Origin of the sequence: Sphingobacterium sp. GVS05A (genome assembly GCF_019969845.1) — a bacterium.
Classification (GTDB): Bacteria; Bacteroidota; Bacteroidia; order Sphingobacteriales; family Sphingobacteriaceae; genus Sphingobacterium.
The window spans coordinates 1,009,781-1,035,315 of the sequence record NZ_JAHXYR010000001.1 but is presented as its reverse complement, the minus strand read 5'-3'; the positions used below and the strand labels follow the sequence as shown (position 1 = coordinate 1,035,315).

Sequence of the window (25,535 nt, the reverse complement as noted above, 5' to 3'; positions counted from 1 at the left end):
GATATGTCACCTGAATCACAACGTAAATTTGAACAGCTAAATCTTCTTGCCGAATCCTATGACGCTCTACTATTTGACGTCGACGGTACTTTGGCCGACAACATGGATGCCCACAAACAAGCATATAAAGCTGCCGCCGAACAATATGGTGTCACTTTGGATGTCAATCTTATTGATGAAACAGCCGGCTGGCCTACGGTTGCTGTTGCAGAGGAAATCAGTAAACGCTATGGCGTAGACTTCGATTATCAGGAATTCTCAACCTTGAAGTCCACCATATTTCGGGATGAATATGTCTTTAAAACAAAGCCTGTGGATTATGTTGTTGAACATTTAAAATATCAAAAGGGTAAAAAACATATTGCCGCTGTCTCGGGTGGCACAAGAACAACCTTGTCGATGACCCTGACAACCATAGGTGTATGGGATGACCTGGAAACATTGGTCTGTGCCGGTGATACAGCAGAAGGTAAACCCTCACCTCAACCGTTCTTACTTGCTGCTTCACAATTGAATATTGCTCCTGAAAAATGTTTAGTCTATGAAGATGGAGTCCCCGGTGTAGAAGGCGCAAAAGCTGCCGGAATGGGCTGGGTACGTATAGATGAGCTATAATTAATCAATAAAGATGCTACAAAAAGCCCCCGAATTTTCTATTCGAGGGCTTTTCTTTTATTCCTGCACTCCTTCCTTTCAGACTGCTCAATTCTGGGAGGGATTCGCTTCTACTTTCGTATGACTTCTTTCTATACTAGAAGCTGGTGATAATTTTCACACCACCATTACTATAATTCAGATCAGACGATCTTAAGCCGCCGACCGGTATTTTATAATAGGGTTCCACAGAAATGGAAAGTTTTCCTACTTTCTGTTTTCTTCCAACCGAGAAATTAACAAAACCATTCACACCTTTATCATCCACATTCTTTTCGGTGGATTTTTGCTTATATTCCGTATTATTGGTTTCATAAATGGTCGCGCGTTCCTGATCCAGTACACCAACATAAGAAACCCCTACAGAGGTATAAAAATTCTTAGTGATTGCATAACGAACATCAACCGGAATATCCACTGTGAGAATTTTACCAGAGACACGTTCGTTGCTTTTGGCATCTTTCGCATCGGCTAAACCCTTTGCAAAAGCATTACTCAAACCATTGGGTTGCGAAAGATAACTTGGTGCGTTCATTTCAAAAGAATTGGAAGCCATCGCCGGTGTGATGGGCGTATTTCCCGAAACAGCGCCATAGTGTTGGATCGAAGCACCTGAACGAATGCTGATCTTACTTGAAACATTATAGGCCAGGGCAACTCCCCCGCCAAGTGTGATACTTTCAGAAGTGGAAGCCGGAGACACAAATGCACCCATTTCCCATTTTCTATCGAGGTCATTGTTGGATTTCAACATCACACTACCCCTCCGGTTTTCCTGTTGTCCAGCATATAGCGCAGCAAGACGTGCCGCTTCACGCTGGGTCTGTGTAGAAGAAACCACAGTATTTGAGTTCGTTGGTGTCACATTTGATTGCGTTGTTGTGGCAACCTGAGCCCTTGTCGTGATATCCGCCGAAGCAGCAGCAGTAGGATCATCCAAATTGATCTGTGCGGATAATGTACTATTTCGCAGTTGCATGGTCTTCCCTCCCATAGCGGCGAAATTATTTGATACATTGATATTATTTCCACGCACAGCCTTTCCACCAAATAGGACAAACTGTTGTTGCTGACTATTATCCGTAGGCTCACTTTCCACCTTCGAATAGATAAACGGTCTATCCCGCAATAGCTCCTGTGCACTTAGCCCCTGCTCTCCAGTGACAGCAGACAATGAGCGTTGAATAGACTCTTTTAAATCTTTATTATCGGCGAGAACCTCGCTATTTTTATCATTTTGTGTTAAAACTGCAGAAGACGGAGCGACCGAAGAACTATTTTTTAAACCCCAATACCCCACACCAAAACATAAAAGTACAGCGGCTGCCGCACTCCAATATTTCCAAGCGGAAGAAGGCGGTGCTGCTACCCCTTGCTTTGACGCAAACTTTTCCCAGGACCCTTCCCGATACGGGAGCTCATGGTCTTTTAATTGCCCAATGATTTCTTCTATCAATTCTTTTTTCTTATTGCCTTCCATTGTAACAACAATATTTATCTTATTTCTTGAACTACACCTGTATAGTCCAAGTATAATTTTCTCAGTTTTTGTTTTGCCCTTGTCAGATAAGTACGCGAAGTACTATCCGGTATATTTAGCATCTGGGCAATTTCATCATGTGAATACCCTTCTATTTCATAGAGATTAAAAATAGTTTTTTGAATTTCGGGAAGCTGATCCAACAGACTCAGGATTTCATTCACCTCTAACCGGCTGTCCAATTGAACCGACGGCGTGTGCATATCCCCTTCAGCCATATCCTCAACAGAATACATTTGTTTTTTACCCCTCAAAAAATCAATAGAGATATTGGCAGCGATTCGACCGATCCAGGCCCTAAATGACTTTTCGAGGTTCTCCGCATCGATATCCATATTAAAGGATTCCAATTTTCGAAAAATCCGGACAAAGCTCTCATTCACAAGCTCCTCGGCATCCACATCCTGTTTGACATAGCGGATAATGATTGCCATGAGGTAGCCATAATATTTTTTATAGACGAAAGCCTTTCCGTCCTCACGATTTCGCAAGCAACGCTCCAGGGCATCATGTAAAGATGATAGCTTCTTGTTATAAAAATATGACTGAATAATTCCCACTTAAACTATTTAAATATTAAGCTTCAAATAACGAAAATAAAATTATAAAACTTAAAATCAAATAGTCGAATGTCCCCGCTTAATATCACTATTTAACTATTTTTATTCTCCTAACGGTTCCTATTTATATTTCGCTACACTGCTTTCAAAAAAATCAATAAAAAGAATTGAAAAAAATGGCTATTTTTGCATGATTTTCACATTTTAAATATTATTCAGACCGAATGAGTACTGTATTATCCGAACAGGAACAACTTAGAAGACAGGCGATGCAATCGTTGTTGGATATGGGAATCGAGCCTTTTCCAGCAAATGAATTTGTCGTCAACGCACACGCTGCCGATATTTTAGAAAACTACGATAGAGATAAATTGAATTATAAGAACATTACCATTGCCGGACGTATCATGAGTCGTCGTGTCATGGGAAGTGCTTCATTTTTTGAAATTCAAGATTCTACTGGACGTATCCAGGCCTATATCAAGCGTGATGACGTATGTCCTGATGAAAATAAAGATCTCTATAATGTCGTTTTCAAAAAACTATTGGATATTGGCGATATTGTAGGTGTCAAAGGATATGTTTTCACAACACAGACCGAAGCTATCGCAGTCCACGTTGAGGAACTTACCGTACTATCCAAATCTTTGCGCCCACTTCCAATCGTTAAATCTGCCGAAGGCAAAACTTTCGATGCCTTTACAGATCCGGAGCAACGTTACAGAATGCGTTATGTGGACTTGATCGTGAACCCTGCCAATAAAGATATATTTGTAAAACGTACCAAGCTTTTCAATGCCATGCGTCAATTCTTTAATGATGCTGGTTATATGGAAGTGGAGACACCTGTTTTGCAGTCTATCCCCGGTGGTGCCACAGCACGTCCATTTATCACACACCATAATGCACTGGATATCCCATTATACCTTCGTATCGCCAATGAGCTTTATCTAAAAAGATTGATCGTGGGTGGTTTTGACGGTGTGTATGAGTTTTCAAAAAACTTCCGTAACGAAGGAATGGACCGGACCCATAATCCCGAATTTACGGCAATGGAAATCTATGTAGCCTACAAAGACTACAACTGGATGATGAATTTTACAGAGCGCCTGTTGGAATATTGTGCTGTAGCGGTCAATGGTACCACTGAAGCAACTTTTGGTGAGCACAAAATTGATTTCAGAGCGCCATATAAGCGTATTTCCATGACCGATTCCATTAAAGAATTTACTGGATTTGATATCACGGGCAAAACTGAAGACGAAATACGTGTTGCTGCAAAAGGCATGGGAATCGATGTCAACGAGACAATGGGTAAAGGCAAGCTGATCGACGAGATTTTCGGCGCTAAATGTGAAGGAAACTATATCCAACCAACCTTCATCACGGATTATCCAAAAGAAATGTCACCATTGACAAAGAAACATAGAGACAATCCAGATTTAACAGAACGTTTCGAGTTAATGGTCTGTGGAAAAGAGATTGCCAATGCTTACTCGGAATTGAATGACCCTATTGATCAACGCGAACGCTTTGAGGATCAATTACGTCTTTCAGAAAAAGGTGACGATGAAGCGATGTTTATTGACCAGGATTTCTTGCGTTCTTTGGAATATGGTATGCCTCCTACTTCTGGTTTGGGAATAGGTATGGACCGCCTGATCATGTTCCTGACTAATAATGCTTCTATTCAAGAAGTATTGTTCTTCCCGCAAATGCGTCCAGAGAAAGTGGCAAAAGTTGCTGATGTGAAAGACTATGAAGAGCAAGGCATCCCCGCGGAATGGGTCCCAGCTCTCCAAAAAATGGGTTTTACAACCATTGAAGCATTGAAAGAAGCCAATCCGAATAAAGTTTTCAATGACCTGGGTGGTATGCGTAAAAAGCTAAAACTAGAGGTAGCGATGCCGAGCAAAGAAGATGTACTTGCTTGGTTTAACTAACCGACTACAAGTATATAAAAGGCGTGTCTGAAAAAATTGGACACGCTTTTTTTGTTAGTACAATTAGGAATGAGTGGCTATTGCAGTTTAATCCAACCTATTGCCTATACTTTTATTACAAAAACCTTACCTAAGAAAGGGTACGCTAAATTGTAAACATTTTCTATATTTACGTATCTTGAAATAAAAATTGCTTTAGCGTATGAAGAGCATACTTGCCCTTGATGGCGGTGGTATTCGGGGAATTATTCCGGCTATGATACTTGTGGCTTTGGAGGAGAAATTACAAAAAAAAACAATGGATCCCAATGCGCGCATCGCCTCCTATTTTGATTTTATTGCCGGTACAAGCAGTGGTGGGATTCTGACAAGCATTCTACTATTCCCAGAAGAAGGAAATCCCACGCACCCCAAGTTTTCAGCACGCGACGCCCTAAACCTATTTGTCAATCATGGGACAGAAATCTTTCACACCTCTAAATGGCGACGTTTTCTAGGCGGATTTGGTCTGGTCAGTGAATTATATTCCTCAGTTGCCTTATCAAATGTGCTGGACAAATATTTTCAGAATGCACGGTTAAGTCATCTCATCAAGCCTTGTATTATCACGGCCTACAATATCGAGCTCCGTAAAAATCATTTTTTTAGACAGCAAAAAGCCATTACACATGGTGAAGCGCGCGATTTCTATCTAAAGGACGTATGTAAGGCAACCTCAGCGGCTCCAACCTTCTTTCCTGTTGCTGAAATATATTCGATATCAAACACCAGATACCCCCTCATAGATGGTGGTGTATTCGCGCAAAACCCCTCGATCTGTGGTCTGCTGGAAGTTCTAAAAGCTTTCAATAGTACACAGATCAATGATGTATTTATGGTATCCTTGGGTACCGGCGTTTCAAAGACAGCATATAATTACGAACACTTCAAGAAAAAACTTGCGATCCAGATTGGCCCTGCCCTAGTCGATATTATGACAAGTGCTTCTTCTGAAAGTACCGAATTTTTTATTAAACAATTGTTCAGGAACAATGGCAAACAGCAAAATTATATCCGCCTGGAACCGGCAAACCTGTCTAGTATCAATGCTTCCCTAGATGCTGCCTCACCAAATAATATACAGAAACTCATATCCCTATCCGATAAGCTGATCAGCGAACATGAGGATACGCTGGATTATATCATCGAGCACCTCATCAAAGAAAAGAATCAGAATAAGAAGAAAAATCCATGGAGCCAGTTGATGGATAAGTTCTAAAAGGTTACTTTTACGCATATTTAAATCTATTATGGCATTAAACTACGTTTGGGTTGCATTTTTCTTAATCACATTTGCCGTAGCCCTTGTAAAACTTATCTTCTTCGGAGATACCGAAGTCTTCCAACAAATTGTCAACTCCATCTTTGACAGCGCAAAAAACGGAGCCGAAATCTCCTTAGGGCTGATTGGGATGATGAGTTTTGCCTTGGGAATCATGAAAATTGGTGAAAAAGGCGGCATGATCAATATCTTCGCAAAAATCGTAGGCCCTTTTTTCCATAAATTATTTCCCGAAATCCCTAAAAACCACCCTGCTCTTGGATCTATCCTGATGAATTTCTCCGCCAATGCACTTGGTTTGGATAATGCGGCAACGCCTTTGGGGCTTAAAGCGATGAAAGAGCTTCAGGAACTGAATCCCAATAAGGAAACGGCAACGAATGCACAGATTATGTTTATCGTACTCAATGCTTCCAGTTTGACCTTATTACCGATTTCGATCATGGCTTATCGAAAAGAAGCCGGTGCGCCAGATCCTTCCGATGTTTTTCTTCCGATTTTGATTGCAACATTCTTTTCCACTTTGGTCGCTTTAATTCTTGTAGCCATCTATCAGAAAATAAACCTATTCAACCGGGTAGTTTTGGGCTATCTAGGTGCCATGTGTTTATTTATCGGTGGATTGTTGTATTATTTCTCGGGTTTACAGCAAGCTGAAATCGAAATTTTCAGCAAGGTATTTGGTAATGTAATCTTGTTTAGCTTGTTCACTTCGTTTATAGGATTGGCGCTGTTCCGCAAAGTCAACGTTTACGATTCCTTTATCGAGGGTGCCAAAGAAGGTTTTGAAGTTTCTGTCAAGATTATCCCCTATCTAGTAGCTATGTTGGTCGGTATTGCTGTCTTTAGAGCTTCCGGAACGATGGATTATATGGTTGCTGGGATATCCAAAGGTATTGCTCTATGTGGTTTAGATACGTCTTTTGTAGATGCTCTTCCTGTTGCATTTATGAAACCGCTTAGCGGTTCGGGTGCCCGAGGACTAATGGTCGACCTGATGAATGCCAAAGGTCCGATGGATTTTGCTGCTCGCGTTGCCTGTGTGATCCAGGGTTCTACGGAGACAACATTTTATGTACTGGCAGTCTACTTTGGTGCCGTGGGTATAAAACGGACAAGACATGCCCTACCTTGTGCTCTTTTGGCTGAATTGGCTGGTGTAGTAGCGGCGATTATTATCTCTTATATCTTTTTCAAATAGTGTTTATTGTCAGCTATTAGTTGAAAAAACAATAGCTGACAATAAACACTTAAATGAATTAAACCGGGAGACCAGTAAAGTAGATAAATAATGATCTATGTGTATTCAATCAGTTAAGGATCGCTTCAAAGCATTTGAATGCATAGACAAATGAATAAATAATTAGAGACGAATGAAAAAAACAATCGCACTGATCGCCCATGATGGCAAGAAACCAGAAATGGTTGCCTTTGTCAAAGACCATCAAGATTTGTTGGAACATGCTAATATCATCGCAACGGGAACAACGGGTTCCTATGTGCGGCAAACCGGATTACCTGTGGAGCTAAAATTAAGCGGTCCTATGGGCGGTGATGCACAGATCGCTGCATTAGCCGCTGAAGGTAAAGTGGATGGTATTATTTTCTTTCGTGATCCGCTTGGCAAACATGCGCATGAACCTGACATTCAGATGTTAATGCGTGTATGTGACCTGTATAATGTTCCATTGGCAACAAATCCTGCTACTGGAAGCTTAATTATCGAAGGATTATTGGAAGATCTCATTGACTAACGAAAAACTATTTTATTCAAGATGATGGAAAATGAAGTTATTGTCACCATAGGTGAAACTCCCTATACAACTACTGTACAATACGGCAAACACGAGATTATTGTTGATGAGCCGGAAGATTTAGGTGGTCAGGATCAAGGGATAAGCCCCACACCGCTTTTACTTTCTTCTTTAGGCACATGTAAAGCTGTCACGGTAAAAATGTATGCTGACCGAAAAAACTGGCCGCTAGAAGAAGTTATGATCCGTCTTTCACACGAAATCCAGACCAGTGAGCAGCAGCAGACTACCTATATACAATGTCACATTAGCTTCAAGGGCGATTTGGACGACGAACAAAAAAAGAGGTTATTTAAGATTGCTGAAAAATGTCCAGTACATAAAATCTTAACTAATCCTATTGTAATAACTTCAAATCATTTGTAATTGTCTCTTGGGATAACGGACAACACTATTTATATTTGTCCGCACAAAAAATCTTCGTATAAAAATCCATGCTTTTGAGGCAAAAGGATACCGAAGGTTCTAATAGGCCTTTGAATCGAGCGGAAAGCGCTCAGTTTTGAAAGAATAAGCAGGAATCAAGAATACATACACGTTCAATAAAAATAGCAAACCGATGCAATTGGATCCACAAATAGCAATAGACTCTCCTTTTAGATCAATAAAACGGGAAGACTGGAAAAATCTAAATGGAAAAATATTGCACAACTTCAGTACTGAAGATCTTGAAAATCTACATGCACTAAATGAGCCATTGACAAATCAGGAGATCGAAGAAGTTTACGTTCCTTTGAGCCATTTGCTAGAAATCCACATTGACCGTTTCCAAAGCCTTCATCAACGAACAAATCGCTTCTTCAGTAAAGAAGAGAGCAAATTACCCTATATTATCGGCATTGCCGGGTCTGTGGCGGTAGGAAAAAGCACGACAGCAAGAGTATTGCAACGGGTGCTGAGTATGTTGCCCTCCAAACCAAAAGTAGACCTGGTGACAACAGATGGCTTCCTCTACCCCAATCAACAACTGATCGAAAAAGGGATTCTCAACCGCAAAGGTTTTCCTGAAAGCTATGATGCTAAACGGTTAATTCATTTCCTCTCTGCCGTAAAGTCTGGATCCCCTAAGATTACTGTTCCGGTTTATAGCCACTTGGTTTACGATGTCCTGCCAGACGACCAACAGCAAATCATTGAACAACCGGACATCCTGATTGTCGAAGGTATTAACGTATTACAGGTTAACTCACAACGCCCCCGCAAGGGACATAGTGTTTTCGTTTCCGATTTCTTCGATTATTCTATCTATGTACACGCAAGTGAGAAAAACCTCATCGAATGGTATACCAATAGGTTTGAATCCTTGCGCGCGACAGCCTTTCAGAATCCGGCTTCATTTTTCCATAAATATGCGGATATGTCACCTGAGGAGAGTCATGCCATGGCCGTGAACATCTGGAATGAGATCAACAAGCCCAACCTGATCAAGAATATCTTACCGACCCGCTATCGGGCCGATCTTATCCTAGAGAAAGGTAGCCACCACTTTGTCAAGAATGTGAAGGTCAGAAAGATCTAACTGACCCGTCCCTTAAATTGAAGCACTTCATTCAGGATTTTGCTCTGCACCTGCTGGTGAATCCGATTGCTTGAAGATATGGTACTGACTTCGACTTTGTATTTCACATAATCTTTGGCCAGGTCAGCTATTTTCACGGAGAAGCCCTGCCCATGATCCAAATTGGGATTATCCTGAAATAAGGGTTTAAAATACCGCTCCAGCTCCTCCACAGCGACCGCATGATCAACCGGCAACTCGAATTTCACAACTATTTTATTGGATTTCTGTGAGGTCTTGTTGACCAAAGTCGCAGTAAACACCAGGTTATTCGGAATCATTACAGCATCATCATCCTCGTCTCTGACAACCAAGTTGGCCAAGGTAATATCGACAATTTTACCCTGATATTCCCCGATTTTAATGCGGTCACCGACAGAAAACTGATCCGAAAACATAATGATCAGACCCGATATCATATTTGTAATATATTCCCTAAAAATAACGGCAATGGCCATCGCGACGATTGTCATACTGGTGATAAAATCCTTCGGATTGATACCAACAGCAATCATCACACTCACTATAATGAAAAATACATTTCCTACGGTCGCCACACGTGTGATGCCGAGCACGAAATTACCACGCACAACCTGATGTTCATTTCTACTGTTGTACAGTTTGACCAGAATAAAATGACCGATCGAAATCAGTACGCTGGCCGTCAAAAAGGTATTCAGTCCGTATGCAATATTTCGTATGCGATCTTTCTGCTCATAAAAAGCTTCAAACTGCACAAATGAAGCCGTCAGCGCAATAAGTAGTATGATCCGTACAATAAAAGAAATTGAAATAGATTTCGTCATTTTTAAACGTTGATGATTTGCAAATAAAAGCAAATTTATCGTTTTCTCCTCTGTCACCAAAGATTTTTTTGCTGCATGGAGGAACTAAAAATGTTGCATAGCTCTAAACAATTTTACTTTACGTAAAAAGCATTATCAGGAAATACCTATCTTTGCCTAAAGACATTACATGCTATTAAATGAAGGAATCCAATGTGCAAACTGAACTCAACGTCACCGGAATGCATTGTACAAATTGTGCTATTTCAATCCATAAATACCTAGAAGACAACGGTGCTAAGGAGATTTACGTTGATTTCGCTTCAGATGAAGTAAAGTTTTCCGATATCCCTCAGGATCAGGTCCCGCAGCTTGTTAAAGGCATAGAGTCATTGGGATACAAAGTCATCAAGGACAAAGACACCAAAGTAAGCTTCTGGAAATCAGTTGAATTTAAATTTCTGATCTGTCTGCTCTTTACGATTCCACTATGGAGTCACATGTTTGTGGATCTCCCCTTGCTTCATGAGCCCTATATACAACTTGCTTTGTGTACACCTGTCTATCTTGTTGGTTGTCTATACTTTGGCAATAGTGCTTTACGCTCGCTATGGAATAAAATGCCTAACATGGATGTACTTATCTTTGTGGGATCCACTGCAGCATTTGTCTACAGTGCTATTGGCACATACTATATGCTGGGGCACGATTATCAATTTTACGAGACCTGCGCAACCATCATTACCCTGGTTTTTATGGGGAATGTGCTTGAAAAACGTGCTGTTACCAAAACCACATCTGCGATCAAAGATCTGGTTAAATATCAAGACATTAAAGCAATTAAAATCCTCGACGACCAGGAGATTGAAATTACCGCTAAAGAGATTAAATCCGGAGATATCCTCAAAATAAATACGGGAAGCCTGATTCCGGCAGATGGCGACATCCTGGATGGACATGGCTGGATTGACGAATCAATGATCACGGGCGAGAGCATGCCTATCGAAAAAACAAAATATGAGGCTGTCATTGGTGGCACACTGCTGACTGCTGGCAATATCAGAATCACAGCAACCAAAGTAGGTTCAAAAAGCGTGTTGTATCAGATCATTCAGTTGATCAAAGATGCACAGAGCAAAAAACCGCCCATTCAAAAATTTGGTGATAAAGTAGCGGCCTATTTTGTCCCCATTGTTGTCACGATCGCCTTTTTTACCTTTTTTATTGCTTACTTTATCGCCCAATTGCCCTTGCAGCAAGCCTTGATGAATGCCATCGCGACACTTGTCGTGTCCTGTCCCTGTGCAATGGGCCTGGCTACACCAACAGCAGTGATGGTAGGTCTTGGTCGGGCGGCCAAGCAAGGTATCCTCATCAAGGGCGGAAGCACAATTGAAGAGTTATCCGAACTCAAACAGATGGTCTTTGATAAGACAGGGACGTTGACAACGGGCGATTTTAACATCAAGGCTATTCAGACCTTTGGGATCGAGCAGTCTCAGGTTGAATCCATTATCGCACAACTGGAAAGCTACTCCAGTCATCCGATTGCCCAATCTATCCGTAAGCAGTTGAAGGAAATAAAGTCCTATCGTATTATTTTCAAGGAAGTCAATGAAATTAAAGGACAAGGAATATTTGCTACGGACACGAATGGGAACAGCTATTCCATCTGTAATGCCAAAATCGGTAAGAAGGATTATTCCAATCGATACGACCTGACACTGACGATCAATGAAGTCGTCATTGCAGGTATCGTCTTGGAGGATCAGATCAAGCCTTATGCAAAAGAACTTGTTCAATATCTAAAAGATAAAGGGATCAGACCTATTCTATTAAGTGGTGACAGACAGAGTAAATGTGAACGGGCAGCACAAAAGCTTGGCATAGCTGATGTTTACTGGGAAAAATCGCCTGGCGAAAAACTGGCGATCCTATCTGAGCTCAAAAAGGCCGCTCCTACTGCGATGGTTGGTGATGGCATCAACGATGCTCCTGCCCTTACGGCAGCTGATGTCGGTATTTCTCTCGGTGACGCAACACATGTGGCCATTCAATCTGCGAAAGTAATCCTATTAAACAATGATTTAAAATCAATTGAAAAGCTACTGCAGATAGGGCATCACACCCTCCTGACCATCAAACAGAACCTCTTTTGGGCATTTGCGTATAACATCATTGCGATTCCATTAGCAGCTGCGGGGTTTCTGGGCCCCATGCTCGCAGCGTTAAGTATGGCCTTCTCCGATCTTATTGTGATCGGCAACTCGATCCGCCTGCGCTTTAAAAAATTGAAATAAAAACAATACGGCATCAGTACCAAGACAATCCATAAAAGATTGTCTTTTTTATGTATATTAGGCTTCAATTCATTCGCTTTTGAGGTTAAATTTTTGTAACTTCGCATGCGTAGCAAGCCAATTAAAAAGGCTTGCTTACTAGTTTTATTGAAACCAAATTCATATGGCTGAAGAAACAGAAAACGACAACAATCTTGTTCCGGCAAACGACCGGATTATCCCAATCAATATCGAGGATCAGATGAAGTCTGCTTACATTGACTACTCCATGTCTGTCATTGTATCCCGGGCTCTTCCTGATGCACGTGACGGCATGAAGCCTGTACACAGACGTGTACTTTATGGTATGTTGGACTTAGGGGTTACCAGTGGCAAGCCTTATAAAAAGTCTGCCCGTATCGTTGGTGACGTATTAGGTAAATATCACCCACACGGTGATTCTTCCGTTTACGACACCATGGTTCGTATGGCTCAAGATTGGAGTTTACGCTATCCGTTGGTAGACGGTCAAGGTAACTACGGTTCCATTGACGGTGACCCTCCTGCGGCAATGCGTTATACAGAGGCGAGATTAAAAAAGATTGCCGAAGAAATGCTTTCAGATATCAACAAAGATACTGTTGATTTCCAAAATAACTTTGACGACTCCCTACAGGAACCTACTGTATTACCGACCCGTATCCCTAACCTTTTGGTTAATGGAGCTTCGGGTATCGCTGTAGGTATGGCAACGAATATGGCGCCACATAACCTGTCTGAAGTAATTGATGGTACCATTGCTTTCATTGATAACCGCGATATTGAAGTACCTGAATTGATGCAGCATATTAAAGGTCCTGATTTCCCAACTGGGGCATTGATCTATGGTTATGCTGGTGTTCAAGATGCTTGTAATACAGGTCGTGGCCGTATCGTCATGCGTGCAAAAGCAGAAATTGAAACAACCAAGTCTGGAAAAGAACAGATTATTGTAACCGAAATCCCTTATCAGGTGAATAAGGCCAATATGATTGAACGTACTGCTGATTTGGTTAACGAAAAGAAACTGGAAGGTATTTCTGCAATCCGTGACGAGTCTGACCGTACAGGTATGCGTGTCGTTTATGACATTAAACGTGATGCTAACGCCAATGTTGTCTTAAACAACCTGTTTAAATATACAGCGCTACAAACTTCTTTTTCAGTCAATAACATCGCCTTAGTTAAAGGAAGGCCTGTACTGATGAATCTAAAAGATATGATTCGTGAGTTTGTTGAGCATAGACATGATGTCATCGTCAGACGTACACGTTATGAACTGGCAGAAGCTGAAAAACGTGCTCATATCTTAGAAGGATACTTGATCGCGCTGGATCATTTAGATGAAGTCATCAAATTAATCCGTAACTCCGATACACCTGAGGATGCACGTCTTGGATTAATGGAGAAATTTGGTTTATCCGATCTTCAGGCACGTGCGATTCTGGATATGACGTTGCGTCGTCTGACAGGGCTGGAACGTGATAAGATCAAAGAAGAATATGCTGAATTGATGAAAACAATCGACTATTTGAAATCTATATTGGCAGATGAAGATCTCCGTATGAAGATCATCAAAGATGAGTTGATTGAGGTCAAAGAAAAATATGGTGACGAACGTAGATCGCAGATTGTACACTCTGCAGAAGACATGCGTATGGAAGACTTTATTGATGATGAAGAAATCGTGATCACCATCTCCCACAACAGCTATGTAAAACGCACGCCATTATCAGAATATAAACGTCAAGGTCGTGGTGGCCGTGGATCAATCGGAACAAATACACGTGAAGAGGATTTCACAGAGCATATCATTACTGCTTCGGCGCACAACTATATGCTCCTATTTACCGAAGCAGGCCGCTGTTTCTGGTTACGTGCATTTGAGATCCCTGAAGGAAGCCGGACATCAAGAGGTCGTGCACTTCAAAACATCATCAATGTACCGAAGGAAGAGAAAATTAAGGCATTTATCTTAGTGAAGAACCTGAAAGACCAAGAATACTTGGAAAACAACTTCATTATTATGTGTACTAAAAAAGGTACCATCAAGAAAACGTCTTTAGAAGCTTATTCGCGTCCGAGAGCAAATGGTATCAATGCGATCAACATCAACGAAGGTGATCAATTGATCGAAGCTTGTTTAACCACAGGAAGCAGCGAAATTGTGATGGCACTACGCTCAGGAAGAGCAATCCGCTTTAATGAGTCTACCGTTCGTCCAATGGGTCGTACAGCAACAGGAGTTCGCGGTATTACATTGTCTGCCGAAAGTGATGAGGTTATTGGCATGATTAGTGTCAATGATTCAGAAACAACTGTATTGGTGGTTTCGGAGAAAGGCTACGGAAAACGTACCGATATCGAAGACTACCGCGTCACAAATCGTGGTGGTAAGGGAGTCAAAACAATCAATGTAACCGATAAAACAGGTGAATTGGTTGCGATAAAAGGTGTTACAGACGCTGAAGACCTAATGATCATCAATAAGTCTGGTATCGTTATCCGGATTGCTGTAGAAGGATTACGTGTAATGGGCCGTGCAACACAGGGTGTGAGACTCATTAATCTGAAAGACAACGACGAGATTGCTTCCATTACGAAAGTAGATCGTGAAGAAGAATCTGACGAGGAATCTGGGGATATCGAAAATCCAACAGAAGGAGATAACGAAGGATCGGCTTCCGAAGAAAATATAGATTCAAACGAAGAATAAACTGCATGAAAAACTTACTGATATCATTGTTAATATCTGCAAGTAGTTTAACTGTTGCTGCCCAATCAAATTTGAAAGAGGGCAGCAACAGTTTTGCTTTATATACCAAAACTGGTGATTTCAAACATCTCGAAAATGCCAGGAAGTTTGCTGACGCCGCATTTCTAACGAAAAAAGATACATCTGCTGTCAACAATAATCTTTTAAGGGCTTTGGTATATAGCTCATTGGCGGTTGCAGATTCAACTAGAAAACAGCAGTATAAACTAGACCCCATAGATATATCAATCAGATCGCTAAAATTGTTGGATGCAAAAAAGGCGCGTCGGAATTTTCCTGCAGAGATGGACTATGTTCGTCAAAATCTTGCAGGCGCAATCTCCTATCAGGGTGGTATCGCGCTAAAAGACGATAAATTTGATAAAGCATATAAGGCTTACCTTCGAATAGACTCCCTTGGTTTTAAAAATACCGACCTCAAATATAATCTTGCCGTACTTGCCGGAAAAAACAAAGATTATATGAATGCTATTAGTTACTATAACGAGCTTATCAAAGCTGAAAATCCCAAGCCTAACTACTTTTTGGAATTGGCACAAATTTATAGCTTAGGAGGTACTAAACAGGATGTCTTAAACGTTCTAGAGAAAGGACATGCTATATTCCCAGAGAATAAGCAAATCCTTTTTAGATTAATAGACGTGTATTCGGCCAATAATTCGTACGATGCAATATTGAACGTTATTGCTGATGCAATTCGTTTGGAACCTGAAAATGTGGAATTAAATTACATTGCCGGTTATTCTTACGAAAATGCGAATGATCTAAAAAAAGCAAAAGAATACTATAATAATGTGTTACGATTAGATCCAAACAATTATGAATCTAATTTGGCATTGGGCTTAATTAATCTCGAAACGCTATTAAAAGATCCGACAAACCAGGATATCCAGGATTTAACGGTCGAATATCTATTAAAAGCAAACGAAATCAAACCTTACGATGTTAATGCCTTAAAAGCCTTAGCAAAATATTATACGCTTATCGATGATGCGTTACAATTAGACAGGGTGAATTTATTATTGAATCAATTAACAGTTAAATAGATATGAATTTAAAATCTCTATTATTATTAGCGGCAATAGGTACTGTATCTACATCAGTTTCTTTTGCCCAAACGGGTAACGTAAAAAAGGCAAAAACTGGTCTTGCTAAATTTCAGGAATTAAAAGATGCTGGTACTGCACAGTTAGGCTTACCAAATCTTAAATCAGCAAAAGAAGCTATTGACGCTGCTGTGATCAACGAGAAGACAAAAGATAATGCAGAAGCTTGGACAGTATATGCTTTAGTTAACGCAAACTTATCGACTATAGATAAATCCACTGAATTGGCAAAATTAGCAGAAGATGGTATTGCCAAAGCAAAACAATTGGATACAGATGGAGCAAACAAAGCAAACATCACTGTAGCTGAGCAAATCCTTGGACAATACAACTTCAATATTGGTGCTGAAGAATACCAGGCACAAAAATATGCCGATTCCTATAGTTCGTTCACCAAAGCATTGACGTACCTTCCCGGGGATACGCTAGTGACTTACTACAGTGGTGTAGCGGCATTGTCCAACAAGGATTATAAAAATGCGATCGAACGTTACAAAGAATTGATCCCTAGAAAAGACTTCTCTTCACATAAAACAATTATGGTTGATTTACCGAAATTGTATTTATCATTGCAAGACACAACTTCTGCTCTTGAATATGCGAAGAAAGCTGCTGAAGCTTACCCGGATGATAATGCAGCGATGACACAAAATATCGAATTGAATTTGATCACAGGACACGAGAAAGAGACCATTGATGCTATCACGACACAATTGGCTAAAGATCCATCGAATAAAAGCTTAAACTATTATCTAGGTATCGCACAAGCATCAGCAAAAAATGATGAGGCAGCAGTTGCAGCATACAAAAAAGCCTTGGAAATCGATCCTAACTTCTTTGAAGCCAATACAAATTTAGCGATCACGTTGATGAATAAAATTCGTGAAAAACTAAATGTTGTTAACAACAACAGAAAATTGACACAGGCGCAATATAACACAGAGGTGGAAAAGATTAAAGCAGAATTGAAACCTGTATTACCTTACTTGGAGAAGGCTGTTTCTTTGCAACCAAAGAATGTAGATGCTTTAACAAATCTAAAGAACTACTATGTTTTTATGCAAGATGAAGCTAAAACTACTGAAGTCAATGCCAAAATCAAGGAATTAGAATAATTTTAATAAATTTTTCTAAATTAATAAAATAGAAAATCCCCAACAAAAGCTGGGGATTTTCTATTTCCAGTCAGTCTATTATAAAATTGCGATCAGTTCAATCTGAAATACCAAGGTGCACTCCCCTCCTTTTCGAGGCATTAGTTCTTCCTTTCCATAAGCTAAATGCGGTGGAAGGTAAACTTGCCAGATTGATCCAACAGGCATCATACACATGGCCTCCTGCCAACCACGAATAAGTTCATTGATATAAAATGTTTCTGGTCGTTTATGCCTATAGGAACTGTCAAATACCGTTCCGTCCAATAGCTCACCCTTATAATGACAGATTACTTTTGAGGTCTTCACCGGAATTTTACCGGCACCTTCCGTCAATATTTTATATTGTAAACCCGATGGGCAGACTGTTACACCCTCGAGCGTAGCATTCTCTTTTAGAAATGCAATCCCTTCCTCCTTATTCTTTTCCAATAACGCCGTCGCGCTTAGCTTATTCTTCTTTTTCTGTACCAAAGTAATATTCGTTTAAATGCTCTAAAGTGGTGATCAGTGCTGCGCATAGCGCCTTAGTATCTGCGATAGGTTTTATTGCGGAACACAGGGTGCTGACCAAGGTCCAAAGTAACGGCTTTTTATCGTTTTAACGAAAAAATGCAGCTATTTTTAGGGAATCCTAAAACGTCACTGCATTCATCGCGTAGATCTACAGCGATCTACACCAATTTTTATATTCCAAACCGCTATACCAAGGCAGCATGCAATGTTTTTTCAAAGCTAAATGCTTTGCTGACTGGGCAATTCTCCTTTGCTTTCTGAGCAAGCGCTTGAAATTCGGTATCATCAATGGAGGGTACTTTTGCAGTCAATTCGAGCTCAGAACGTACGATTGCACCATTTTCAAATACAATGGTCGATACCGTTTTGAGTTCATCGGGTACAAAACCAGCTTCGGTTAAAAATGCGCTCAGCTGCATCGTAAAACATCCGGCATGGGCCGCGGCCAATAGTTCTTCCGGGTTGGTGCCAATACCATTCTCAAACCGTGTTGAAAACGAATATTGTGCCTGATCCAATACCGTACTATCTGTAGTTAGATTTCCCTTACCTTCTTTTAAACTCCCATTCCATTGGGCTGTTGCTTTTCTTCTCATGATTATTTCTTTGTTGTTATATTTTATTATCCTTCGATACCAGCTTTATTCTCAAAGTTTTGTTGAAAATAACACGCTAGATCCATTTAAGAACGATCTATATATACAACAAACCTGCCTATAAAAAGTTGTATTTAATTGTATAAAATCATGTCGCACTTCTCAAGAAAGTCTCGTTATTTAATACAATAAAACTAAACTCATGAATAAATTAGCGTATCTCCTCATCTTAGTAGCATTCACTTCCTGTAAAACTCGTCAGAACACGCAACAGGCTTTAATTCAAGATTGTCCCGAAGAAAAAATTGTCAATAAGATCCCCGGACCACCAGTAAAAGGAGAATCTGAGAAAATCTACTATATCTATCAGGGCAAAAAAGTATCACCTAAACAATTCGATCAGGAATGGCTTGAAAAAAATTGTGAGATTAAGGAGACAGTCGTCTACTAATTTTATTTCTAAAAACAAGCCTAAACACGTATTTTTGCCTAAAATTTTTTAAAATGACAGTTTCTCTTCGGGAGGTCAATAAAAAGATTTTAGGCTATGTTTCTTTAACTTTCCTCGGTTATTTCACGATTGGCTTATCACTTGCGACCTTACCCATTTTTATTCATCAAATTTTAGGATTTAATACAATTATCGCCGGATTGGTCATCAGTGTCCAATATATTGCAACCTTTTTACTACGGGGTTATGCTGGAAAAATAGTGGATACCAAAGGCCCTAAAGTATCTGTCCTGCGTAGTATGCTCTTTTTTGCACTTTCGGGGATCTTACTTCTATTCGTCTTTTTATTCAAATCGCAGCCCTTCATCAGCCTTGGTTTATTGCTGATCACGAGATTATTCACAGGCATTGGCGAGGGACTGGTCGGCGCCAGCCCGATCAATTGGGCACTATTGGAGCTCGGCGATGAACATGCAGCCAAAGCCATCTCCTTTAATGGTATTGCGAGTTATGGCGCACTTGCCCTCGGAGCACCACTGGGTGTATTGATGGTTGACCATATCAGTTATGAATCATTGGGACTGCTCACCTGTGCCATTGGTATCCTGGGCTATCTTTACAGCAAATCAAAAACTCCCTTTCGGGTGATCGCCAAGAAGACAAGCACCGTGAGTTTCAAGCGTGTGCTTTTGACTGTCGCTCCATTTGGAACCTGTCTGGCCCTGGGCGGCCTTGGTTTTGGAAGTATATCGACCTTTATGACGCTGTATTATGAACATTTTAACTGGCAGAATGGTGCCGCATGTTTGACCATTTTTGGTATTTTCTTTATCCTGACAAGGATTGTGTTCAATAAGGTTATTGATCAATATGGAGGTTTGAAAGTCGCCATGGTCAGTCTTTTTGTAGAATCATTAGGTTTATTGGTTATTGCCCTCGCCCTCCATCCTCTTTGGACACTTGTTGGAGCAGCATTGACAGGCCTTGGCTTTTCACTCGTTTTTCCTGCCCTTGGTGTGGAGGCCATCAAAAAGGTCGATCAAAGCCAACAGGGCTCGGCATTGGCTGCATACGGATTATTTATTGATATTTCTCTGGGGATTACAGGCCCATTGATCGGTTTTGTAGCCAACAATGTTGGTATGACTGGTATCTACCCCTTCAGCGCCATTATCGTGTCTATTGGTTTTGCACTCGTAGGCAATTTATTATATAACCAGAGACCGAAGCTTGCCTAACACCCCGCCCGTGCATGGTAAATTTTCAAAAAGCTACAGGGGATATACAAATAGAAGAAACGAAAAAAGGCTAACCCGATGGTTAGCCCTTTTTATATTACTCGTATCGTTAGCTTATATTAGTTTTCAATGCTCGGTACAGCAACAACCTCATTGGTATCAGCATTGTAATCTATACCATCAAAGTTAAAACCAAATAAGTTGAAAAACTCATTGCGGTAACCTTCGATATCGGAGATCTCAGTCAAATTTTCTGTATTCGCTTTCTCCCATAATGCAGCTACTTCAGCCTGAACATCTGCACGCATCTCAAGGTCGTCAACACGGATTCTTCCTTTATCGTCAAGCAATACTTTGCCATCGGCAGTATAAAGACGCTCTGCAAATAAACGTTGCATTTGTTCAATCGTGCCTTCGTGGATTCCTTTTTCTTTCATCACCTTGTATAATAAGGAAATGTACAAAGGTACCACTGGGATCGCTGAACTAGACTGTGTTACTAAAGCTTTGTTTACAGAAACATAAGCTACCCCATGAAGATCACTTAAGATCGCATTGATTGCAGGTACAGTACCTTCCAAATCATCTTTCGCACGGCCAATCGTTCCATTGCGGTAGATTGGATAAGTCAATTCAGGACCGATATACGAATAAGCAACTGTCTTTGCACCTTCGGCTAAAAGGCCCGCAGCTTTTAGATCTTCGATCCAAAACTTCCAATCTTCCCCACCCATTACAGCAACTGTATTGGCAATATCTTCACTATTTTCTACGGGTTGGATCGTAATATCCGAAACAACGCCCGTATGGAAGTCTACCGTTTTATCGGTAAAAGGTTCCTGTATAGGTTTTAAAACAGAAGCGTGTGCTACACCTGTTTTCGGGTGTGTACGACGCGGAGATGCCAAACTATAAACCACTAAATCTACTTGTCCCAGATCCTTTTTGATTAATTCAATGGTCTGTTTTTTGATATCGTCCGAAAAAGCATCACCATTGATACTTTTGGCATATAATCCAGCTTCGTGGGCTTCTTTTTCAAAAGCTGCAGAATTGTACCAACCAGCGGTACCCGGCTTACCTTCTGCCGCAGGTTTTTCAAAAAATACACCGATTGTAGCAGCTCCAGAACCAAACGCTGCAGAAATCCGGGATGCAATACCAAATCCTGTTGAAGCACCGATCACCAACACTTTCTTTGGACCATTCGCGATCTCACCCTTCGATTTCACGTATTCAATTTGATTTTTAATGTTTTGCGCAGCCCCTTGTGGATGCGAGGTTAAACAAATAAAACCTCTAGTTCTTGGTTGTATAATCATCTTGATGAATTTTCTTACTACTTGTTTTATTGATTAGGCAAAATAAGGAATTTTAAATGAGAAAATCGCCATAAAAATCAATTACTTTTTGTTTCATTTCTGATTAAACGGGCATTTGCTTACTTTCACTGTATTAAATTGACAGCAACATTCATTTTATTTATGCCATTCCAATTTACAATAAAAAACAATAAAAATACGGCACTTTTTTTAGGAATAGTTGCCGCATTATTTTTCGCCAGCACCTTTGTCTTAAACCGCGTTATGGCTGTTTCGGGAGGAAGCTGGCAATGGACGGCATCCTTACGTTTCATCTGGATGCTTCCCATCTTGTTTGTTATCGTATTCATTAGAGGTAATTTAGCTCCGCTCTTTGATGCTATCAAATCCAATCTGCCGCAGTGGTTGCTATGGAGTACAATAGGTTTTGGTGTATTTTATGCCACCCTTACCTTTGGTGCTAGTTTTGGTCCCTCATGGTTGGTCGCCAGTACTTTTGAATTCACCATTATCGCAGGTATGTTTATCGGGCCCTTACTGGAAAAGAAGGAGAATCGAAGTAGGATTTCCAAAGCTTCACTCCTGTTCTCAATCATTATTTTTTTGGGAATCGTCCTGATGCAAATCTCAGAAGCAGTTTCAAGCTCTATGAAATCCATGTTATTGGGAACCATTCCTGTTTTGATCGGTGCTATTGCCTACCCTTTGGGAAACCGCAAGATGATGCAAGTAGCGGGAGATAAATTGGATGCCTTCCAACGAACATTGGGTATGACGCTATGCAGCATGCCCTTCTGGATTCTGCTCAGCATCTTTGGATATATGGACAGTGGACTTCCAACTGAGAGTCAGTTGTTGCAAACCTTCATGGTTGCCATTTTTTCGGGTGTTATCGCCACCCTCCTATTCTTTACAGCAACAGATCTGGTCCGCACCGACCACAAAGCCCTCGCGGCGATTGAGGCAACGCAAGCCATGGAAGTAATCTTTACACTATTGGGCGAAATAATACTATTACAAGCTGCATTTCCAAATAGTTACTCCTGTGTGGGAATTGCCCTCGTTGTGATTGGAATGATACTCCATAGTCGTGCAAATTAAGGGCTGGAAGCGCAAGAGATCAATTTTCATCAGCCTGTAAGGTCTTGCTGATCTTACTTAAATTCAAGCTATTGGCCATGGCTGAAAAAATTTCGTAGTAGGTTCCTTTCTGCATATAAAGTTCCTCATGTTGCCCCTGCTCAACAACATGACCTTTCTCCATGACGACAATTGCACTTGAATCAATAATCTGGGAGATACTGTGCGATACAATAATTACCGTACGATCCTTCTTGATCGCATCAAGGCTGTTTTTAATCTGCTCCGTAGCAATGGCGTCCAGATTTGCTGTGGGTTCATCTAGAAAAATAATAGGTGGATTTTTCAGAAACAACCTTGCAATCGCAATACGCTGTTGCTGTCCACCCGAAAGCAATTGCGCATCAGAATCGTAACCTTTTGGTAACTCCATAATCTGTTGGTGAATATAGGCTTTTTTCGCTGCTTCCACGATTTCTTCCCGTGAACTCCCCATCTTGCCATATTCAATATTTTCAAATATTGTCCCTTTAAAAATATGATTACGCTGCAGCACCATACCGATATGCTGACGGAGGAATGCAGTATCATATTCTGCCAAATCAACACCATCCAATAAGATCTGCCCGCGTGTCGGTTCATAGAATTTATCCAACAAGTTGATAATTGTACTTTTCCCCGCACCACTTAGTCCAACTAAAGCAGTAATTTCATTGGGTTTAATAGCAAAGCTGACATCTTTTAATGCCTGTGTCCCATTGGGATATTCAAAGAAAACCTGGCGCAATTCCAAATGGCCGTGGATTTTTTCCGGCCGATACGTTCCTTTTGATTCAATCTGATCATCCGATTCCAGGATCTCAAAAAATGACTCCGAATAGATCAGGGCATCATTGACCTCATCATAAATGCGGTGCAATTGGCGAATCGGTGCCGAGACATTGTTGAACAGCATAATATGAAACATAATGGCCCCAATTGTAATTTGTCCAGATAGCACCAAATAGGCCGTCAATACAATAATGATAACTACCGCAATCTGTTCCACAAAATTCTTTATGCTATCGTAAAAGAAGCTCGTCTTTCGGGTTTCCATTTGATTTTCGGTCATCTCAAATTGAATCTTCTCATGTCGTTTTGCTTCTTCAGGCTCCCGGACAAAAGATTTGATCACGAGTATTGATTCAATAAGACTGATAATTCGATTATTTTTAGATTCACGGTAATTACGCATTTGTCGCCTAAAACCTGTCAGTTTTGAGGCTTGGGTCTGACTAATGTAGAGGTATAATGGAATCACTGCAACCCCCACTAGGCCGACGTATACATTAGCATAGAACATACAGGCCAACGCGATGATCGCGTTAGCAAATAAGGGTAAAATATCAATAAAGAAGTTTTGCACCAAACGTGTAAGTGAGCTGATTCCAGCATCAATACGTGTGGCTAACTTTCCACTTTCATTATCTGCAGAAGTATAAAAGGCAAGTTTATAAGTCAAAATGCGGCTCACAATAGACTGTGAAAAATCACGCGCAATATAAATCCGGAGTTTTTCCCCATAGAATTTTTGACCAAACTGCACCAGTGCATAGATAATTTCCTTCAGCAACAATACCGCACTGATGATCCCGACGATATACAGCCCCTTAGACAATGGTTCCTTGGCTACCATCATTGCATTAATGGTATCTACTGTATACCGTAGAATAAATGCGTTGATTTGGGCCGCAAATGACCCTACAATAGTCAAAAGCAAAGTATAAACAATCAGCTTGCGATAAGGACGGGCAAAGGGAACAATTTTTTTAAACAGCTGTGGAATAGTCATGGAGAAGATTATAATAAGCATGGAACAAGTAAGCAGTAGACTTTGTTTAAAAGTAAATAGAAAATCGTATAATCCTATACGGCAAAACTGAAATACCAAGGCAAAAAAAAGTCGTACCATAAAGATGATACGACTTCAGTATATTTTGCTTTAAATTAGCTTATCCAAAAATCCGGTTCAGTACCTTAGCCAGGCGCAGACCGCCTTTCAGTAAACATTGCTCCATGGTATCTTTATTTTGATAAACGTAGGAGTAAGACAGGTTTGCATTATTGGCTACATCAGCGTAAATCTTTTCTGCGAGCTGATTTGATTCATACAACCAATTGGACAATTCACCAGCGGCCAATTGTTCGTTTTCCTTTTTACCATTGATATCCAATACCGTCGCGTACTCTGTATAACTATATTTCTCATTATCCACCAAATCACTGTCCCAAACGCGGTGAATATTCGATTTTTTTCCAAACCAGCTCACTTCAATCTTATTTCCACCCTGATCTTCTGCACGGCTAACATGCATAGGTTGATGCGCATCCCCCAAGATATGGATCAAGAAATAAAGATTCTGTTTCTGTTGATCCAGCGAAATGTTTTTATCTGCAAAAGATTGCTCGATACGGATTGCTGTTTTGTATAAATTTTCATCAGCAGAATTTTCAAGTCCAAGTTGAAATTCTGCCCATGGTAAATTTGAATTTAAATTTATAAAATGAGAATTACCTAATTTCTTAAATTCTGGGTTAGGATCCGACTTGATAAAGTCCCCCCAATTAGCCCAATATGCCAACTTTTGCTGTCCAATGATTTTTCCAATATTCTTTTTTGCTTTCTTGTTCAAATGACGCTCAGCGATCTCAGCGACGACACGATGCCCAATGGTTCCCCAGGCAAATACCGATGAAAGTTGAAAACACAAAGCTACAGCCAGCAAACCCTTAATCATTTTTTTCATTGTTGTATTTATTTAAT

The 25,535-nt window shown here is 40.5% G+C and carries 22 protein-coding genes; 14 read left to right on the top strand and 8 right to left on the bottom strand.

The annotated features are described in order from the left end of the window. Positions 1-3: 3 nt before the first annotated feature. On the top strand, positions 4-615 hold the full coding sequence (locus LC454_RS04460; protein ID WP_223580035.1) for an HAD family hydrolase: 612 nt from the start codon (positions 4-6) through the stop codon (positions 613-615). A 136-nt stretch (positions 616-751) separates the two neighbouring features. Here LC454_RS04460 and LC454_RS04455 read toward each other — a convergent pair whose 3' ends face one another. Both LC454_RS04455 and LC454_RS04450 read right to left on the bottom strand, forming a co-directional pair. Then, positions 752-2,134 (bottom strand): hypothetical protein, encoded by a 1,383-nt coding sequence (locus LC454_RS04455; protein ID WP_223580033.1) that lies wholly within the window; start codon positions 2,132-2,134, stop codon positions 752-754. Positions 2,135-2,148: 14 nt separating this feature from the next. Continuing rightward, a complete protein-coding gene (locus tag LC454_RS04450) occupies positions 2,149-2,754 on the bottom strand; it encodes an RNA polymerase sigma factor (RefSeq protein WP_223580031.1) in 606 nt (201 codons plus the stop codon). Positions 2,755-2,978: 224 nt separating this feature from the next. Between LC454_RS04450 and lysS the strand changes: the two genes are divergently transcribed. The 6 genes from lysS (at position 2,979) to coaA (ending at position 9,351) form a co-directional block, all read left to right on the top strand. Continuing rightward, positions 2,979-4,697 (top strand): lysine--tRNA ligase, encoded by a 1,719-nt coding sequence (lysS, locus tag LC454_RS04445; protein WP_223580029.1) that lies wholly within the window; start codon positions 2,979-2,981, stop codon positions 4,695-4,697. Between the two features lie 202 nt (positions 4,698-4,899). Next, the gene (locus LC454_RS04440) at positions 4,900-5,955 is read left to right on the top strand and encodes a patatin-like phospholipase family protein (protein ID WP_223580027.1); all 1,056 of its coding nucleotides are present in this window, start codon (positions 4,900-4,902) and stop codon (positions 5,953-5,955) included. A gap of 31 nt (positions 5,956-5,986) precedes the next feature. Further along, positions 5,987-7,219 carry a nucleoside recognition domain-containing protein gene (locus tag LC454_RS04435; protein ID WP_223580025.1) on the top strand — a complete coding sequence of 411 codons (1,233 nt, stop codon included), beginning with the start codon at positions 5,987-5,989 and terminating at the stop codon, positions 7,217-7,219. 172 nt (positions 7,220-7,391) lie between these two features. Then, the gene (locus LC454_RS04430; RefSeq protein WP_172394264.1) at positions 7,392-7,772 is read left to right on the top strand and encodes a methylglyoxal synthase; all 381 of its coding nucleotides are present in this window, start codon (positions 7,392-7,394) and stop codon (positions 7,770-7,772) included. 21 nt (positions 7,773-7,793) lie between these two features. After that, the gene (locus tag LC454_RS04425) at positions 7,794-8,198 is read left to right on the top strand and encodes an OsmC family protein (protein WP_223580023.1); all 405 of its coding nucleotides are present in this window, start codon (positions 7,794-7,796) and stop codon (positions 8,196-8,198) included. 193 nt (positions 8,199-8,391) lie between these two features. Further along, complete coding sequence (gene coaA / locus LC454_RS04420) at positions 8,392-9,351, top strand: type I pantothenate kinase (protein WP_223580021.1); 960 nt, start codon at positions 8,392-8,394, stop codon at positions 9,349-9,351. Here the strand turns inward: coaA and LC454_RS04415 are convergent. Next, entirely contained in the window at positions 9,348-10,196 is an 849-nt protein-coding gene (locus tag LC454_RS04415; protein ID WP_223580019.1) for a mechanosensitive ion channel family protein, read from the bottom strand. The genes coaA and LC454_RS04415 overlap by 4 nt on opposite strands. Before the next feature lie 179 nt (positions 10,197-10,375). Here LC454_RS04415 and LC454_RS04410 point away from each other — a divergent pair, with 179 nt between their 5' ends. The 4 genes from LC454_RS04410 to LC454_RS04395 all read left to right on the top strand — a co-directional run bounded on the left by LC454_RS04410 (position 10,376) and on the right by LC454_RS04395 (position 17,490). Continuing rightward, positions 10,376-12,475 carry a heavy metal translocating P-type ATPase gene (locus LC454_RS04410; protein ID WP_223580018.1) on the top strand — a complete coding sequence of 700 codons (2,100 nt, stop codon included), beginning with the start codon at positions 10,376-10,378 and terminating at the stop codon, positions 12,473-12,475. A gap of 163 nt (positions 12,476-12,638) precedes the next feature. Next, positions 12,639-15,209 (top strand): DNA gyrase subunit A, encoded by a 2,571-nt coding sequence (gene gyrA / locus LC454_RS04405; RefSeq protein WP_223580014.1) that lies wholly within the window; start codon positions 12,639-12,641, stop codon positions 15,207-15,209. Positions 15,210-15,214: 5 nt separating this feature from the next. Next, a complete protein-coding gene (locus LC454_RS04400; RefSeq protein WP_223580012.1) occupies positions 15,215-16,315 on the top strand; it encodes a tetratricopeptide repeat protein in 1,101 nt (366 codons plus the stop codon). Positions 16,316-16,317: 2 nt separating this feature from the next. Then, a complete protein-coding gene (locus LC454_RS04395) occupies positions 16,318-17,490 on the top strand; it encodes a tetratricopeptide repeat protein (RefSeq protein WP_223580010.1) in 1,173 nt (390 codons plus the stop codon). 78 nt (positions 17,491-17,568) lie between these two features. Here LC454_RS04395 and LC454_RS04390 read toward each other — a convergent pair whose 3' ends face one another. Further along, complete coding sequence (locus LC454_RS04390; RefSeq protein WP_223580009.1) at positions 17,569-18,003, bottom strand: FKBP-type peptidyl-prolyl cis-trans isomerase; 435 nt, start codon at positions 18,001-18,003, stop codon at positions 17,569-17,571. A 227-nt stretch (positions 18,004-18,230) separates the two neighbouring features. Beyond that, a complete protein-coding gene (locus LC454_RS04385) occupies positions 18,231-18,641 on the bottom strand; it encodes an OsmC family protein (RefSeq protein WP_120257961.1) in 411 nt (136 codons plus the stop codon). Positions 18,642-18,843: 202 nt separating this feature from the next. On the opposite strand from LC454_RS04385, the gene LC454_RS04380 reads away from it, so the two are divergent. Both LC454_RS04380 and LC454_RS04375 read left to right on the top strand, forming a co-directional pair. After that, positions 18,844-19,092, top strand: a complete 249-nt coding sequence (locus tag LC454_RS04380; RefSeq protein ID WP_120257962.1) for a hypothetical protein — start codon at positions 18,844-18,846, stop codon at positions 19,090-19,092. Between the two features lie 53 nt (positions 19,093-19,145). Then, on the top strand, positions 19,146-20,330 hold the full coding sequence (locus tag LC454_RS04375; RefSeq protein WP_223580008.1) for an MFS transporter: 1,185 nt from the start codon (positions 19,146-19,148) through the stop codon (positions 20,328-20,330). Between the two features lie 119 nt (positions 20,331-20,449). Here LC454_RS04375 and fabV read toward each other — a convergent pair whose 3' ends face one another. After that, positions 20,450-21,652 (bottom strand): enoyl-ACP reductase FabV, encoded by a 1,203-nt coding sequence (fabV, locus tag LC454_RS04370; protein ID WP_223580007.1) that lies wholly within the window; start codon positions 21,650-21,652, stop codon positions 20,450-20,452. A gap of 162 nt (positions 21,653-21,814) precedes the next feature. Here fabV and LC454_RS04365 point away from each other — a divergent pair, with 162 nt between their 5' ends. Then, positions 21,815-22,753 carry a multidrug resistance efflux transporter family protein gene (locus LC454_RS04365; protein ID WP_223580006.1) on the top strand — a complete coding sequence of 313 codons (939 nt, stop codon included), beginning with the start codon at positions 21,815-21,817 and terminating at the stop codon, positions 22,751-22,753. A gap of 19 nt (positions 22,754-22,772) precedes the next feature. Here LC454_RS04365 and LC454_RS04360 read toward each other — a convergent pair whose 3' ends face one another. Next, complete coding sequence (locus tag LC454_RS04360; protein WP_223580004.1) at positions 22,773-24,563, bottom strand: ABC transporter ATP-binding protein; 1,791 nt, start codon at positions 24,561-24,563, stop codon at positions 22,773-22,775. A 160-nt stretch (positions 24,564-24,723) separates the two neighbouring features. Then, a complete protein-coding gene (locus tag LC454_RS04355; RefSeq protein WP_223580002.1) occupies positions 24,724-25,518 on the bottom strand; it encodes a S1/P1 nuclease in 795 nt (264 codons plus the stop codon). Positions 25,519-25,535 lie beyond the last annotated feature (17 nt).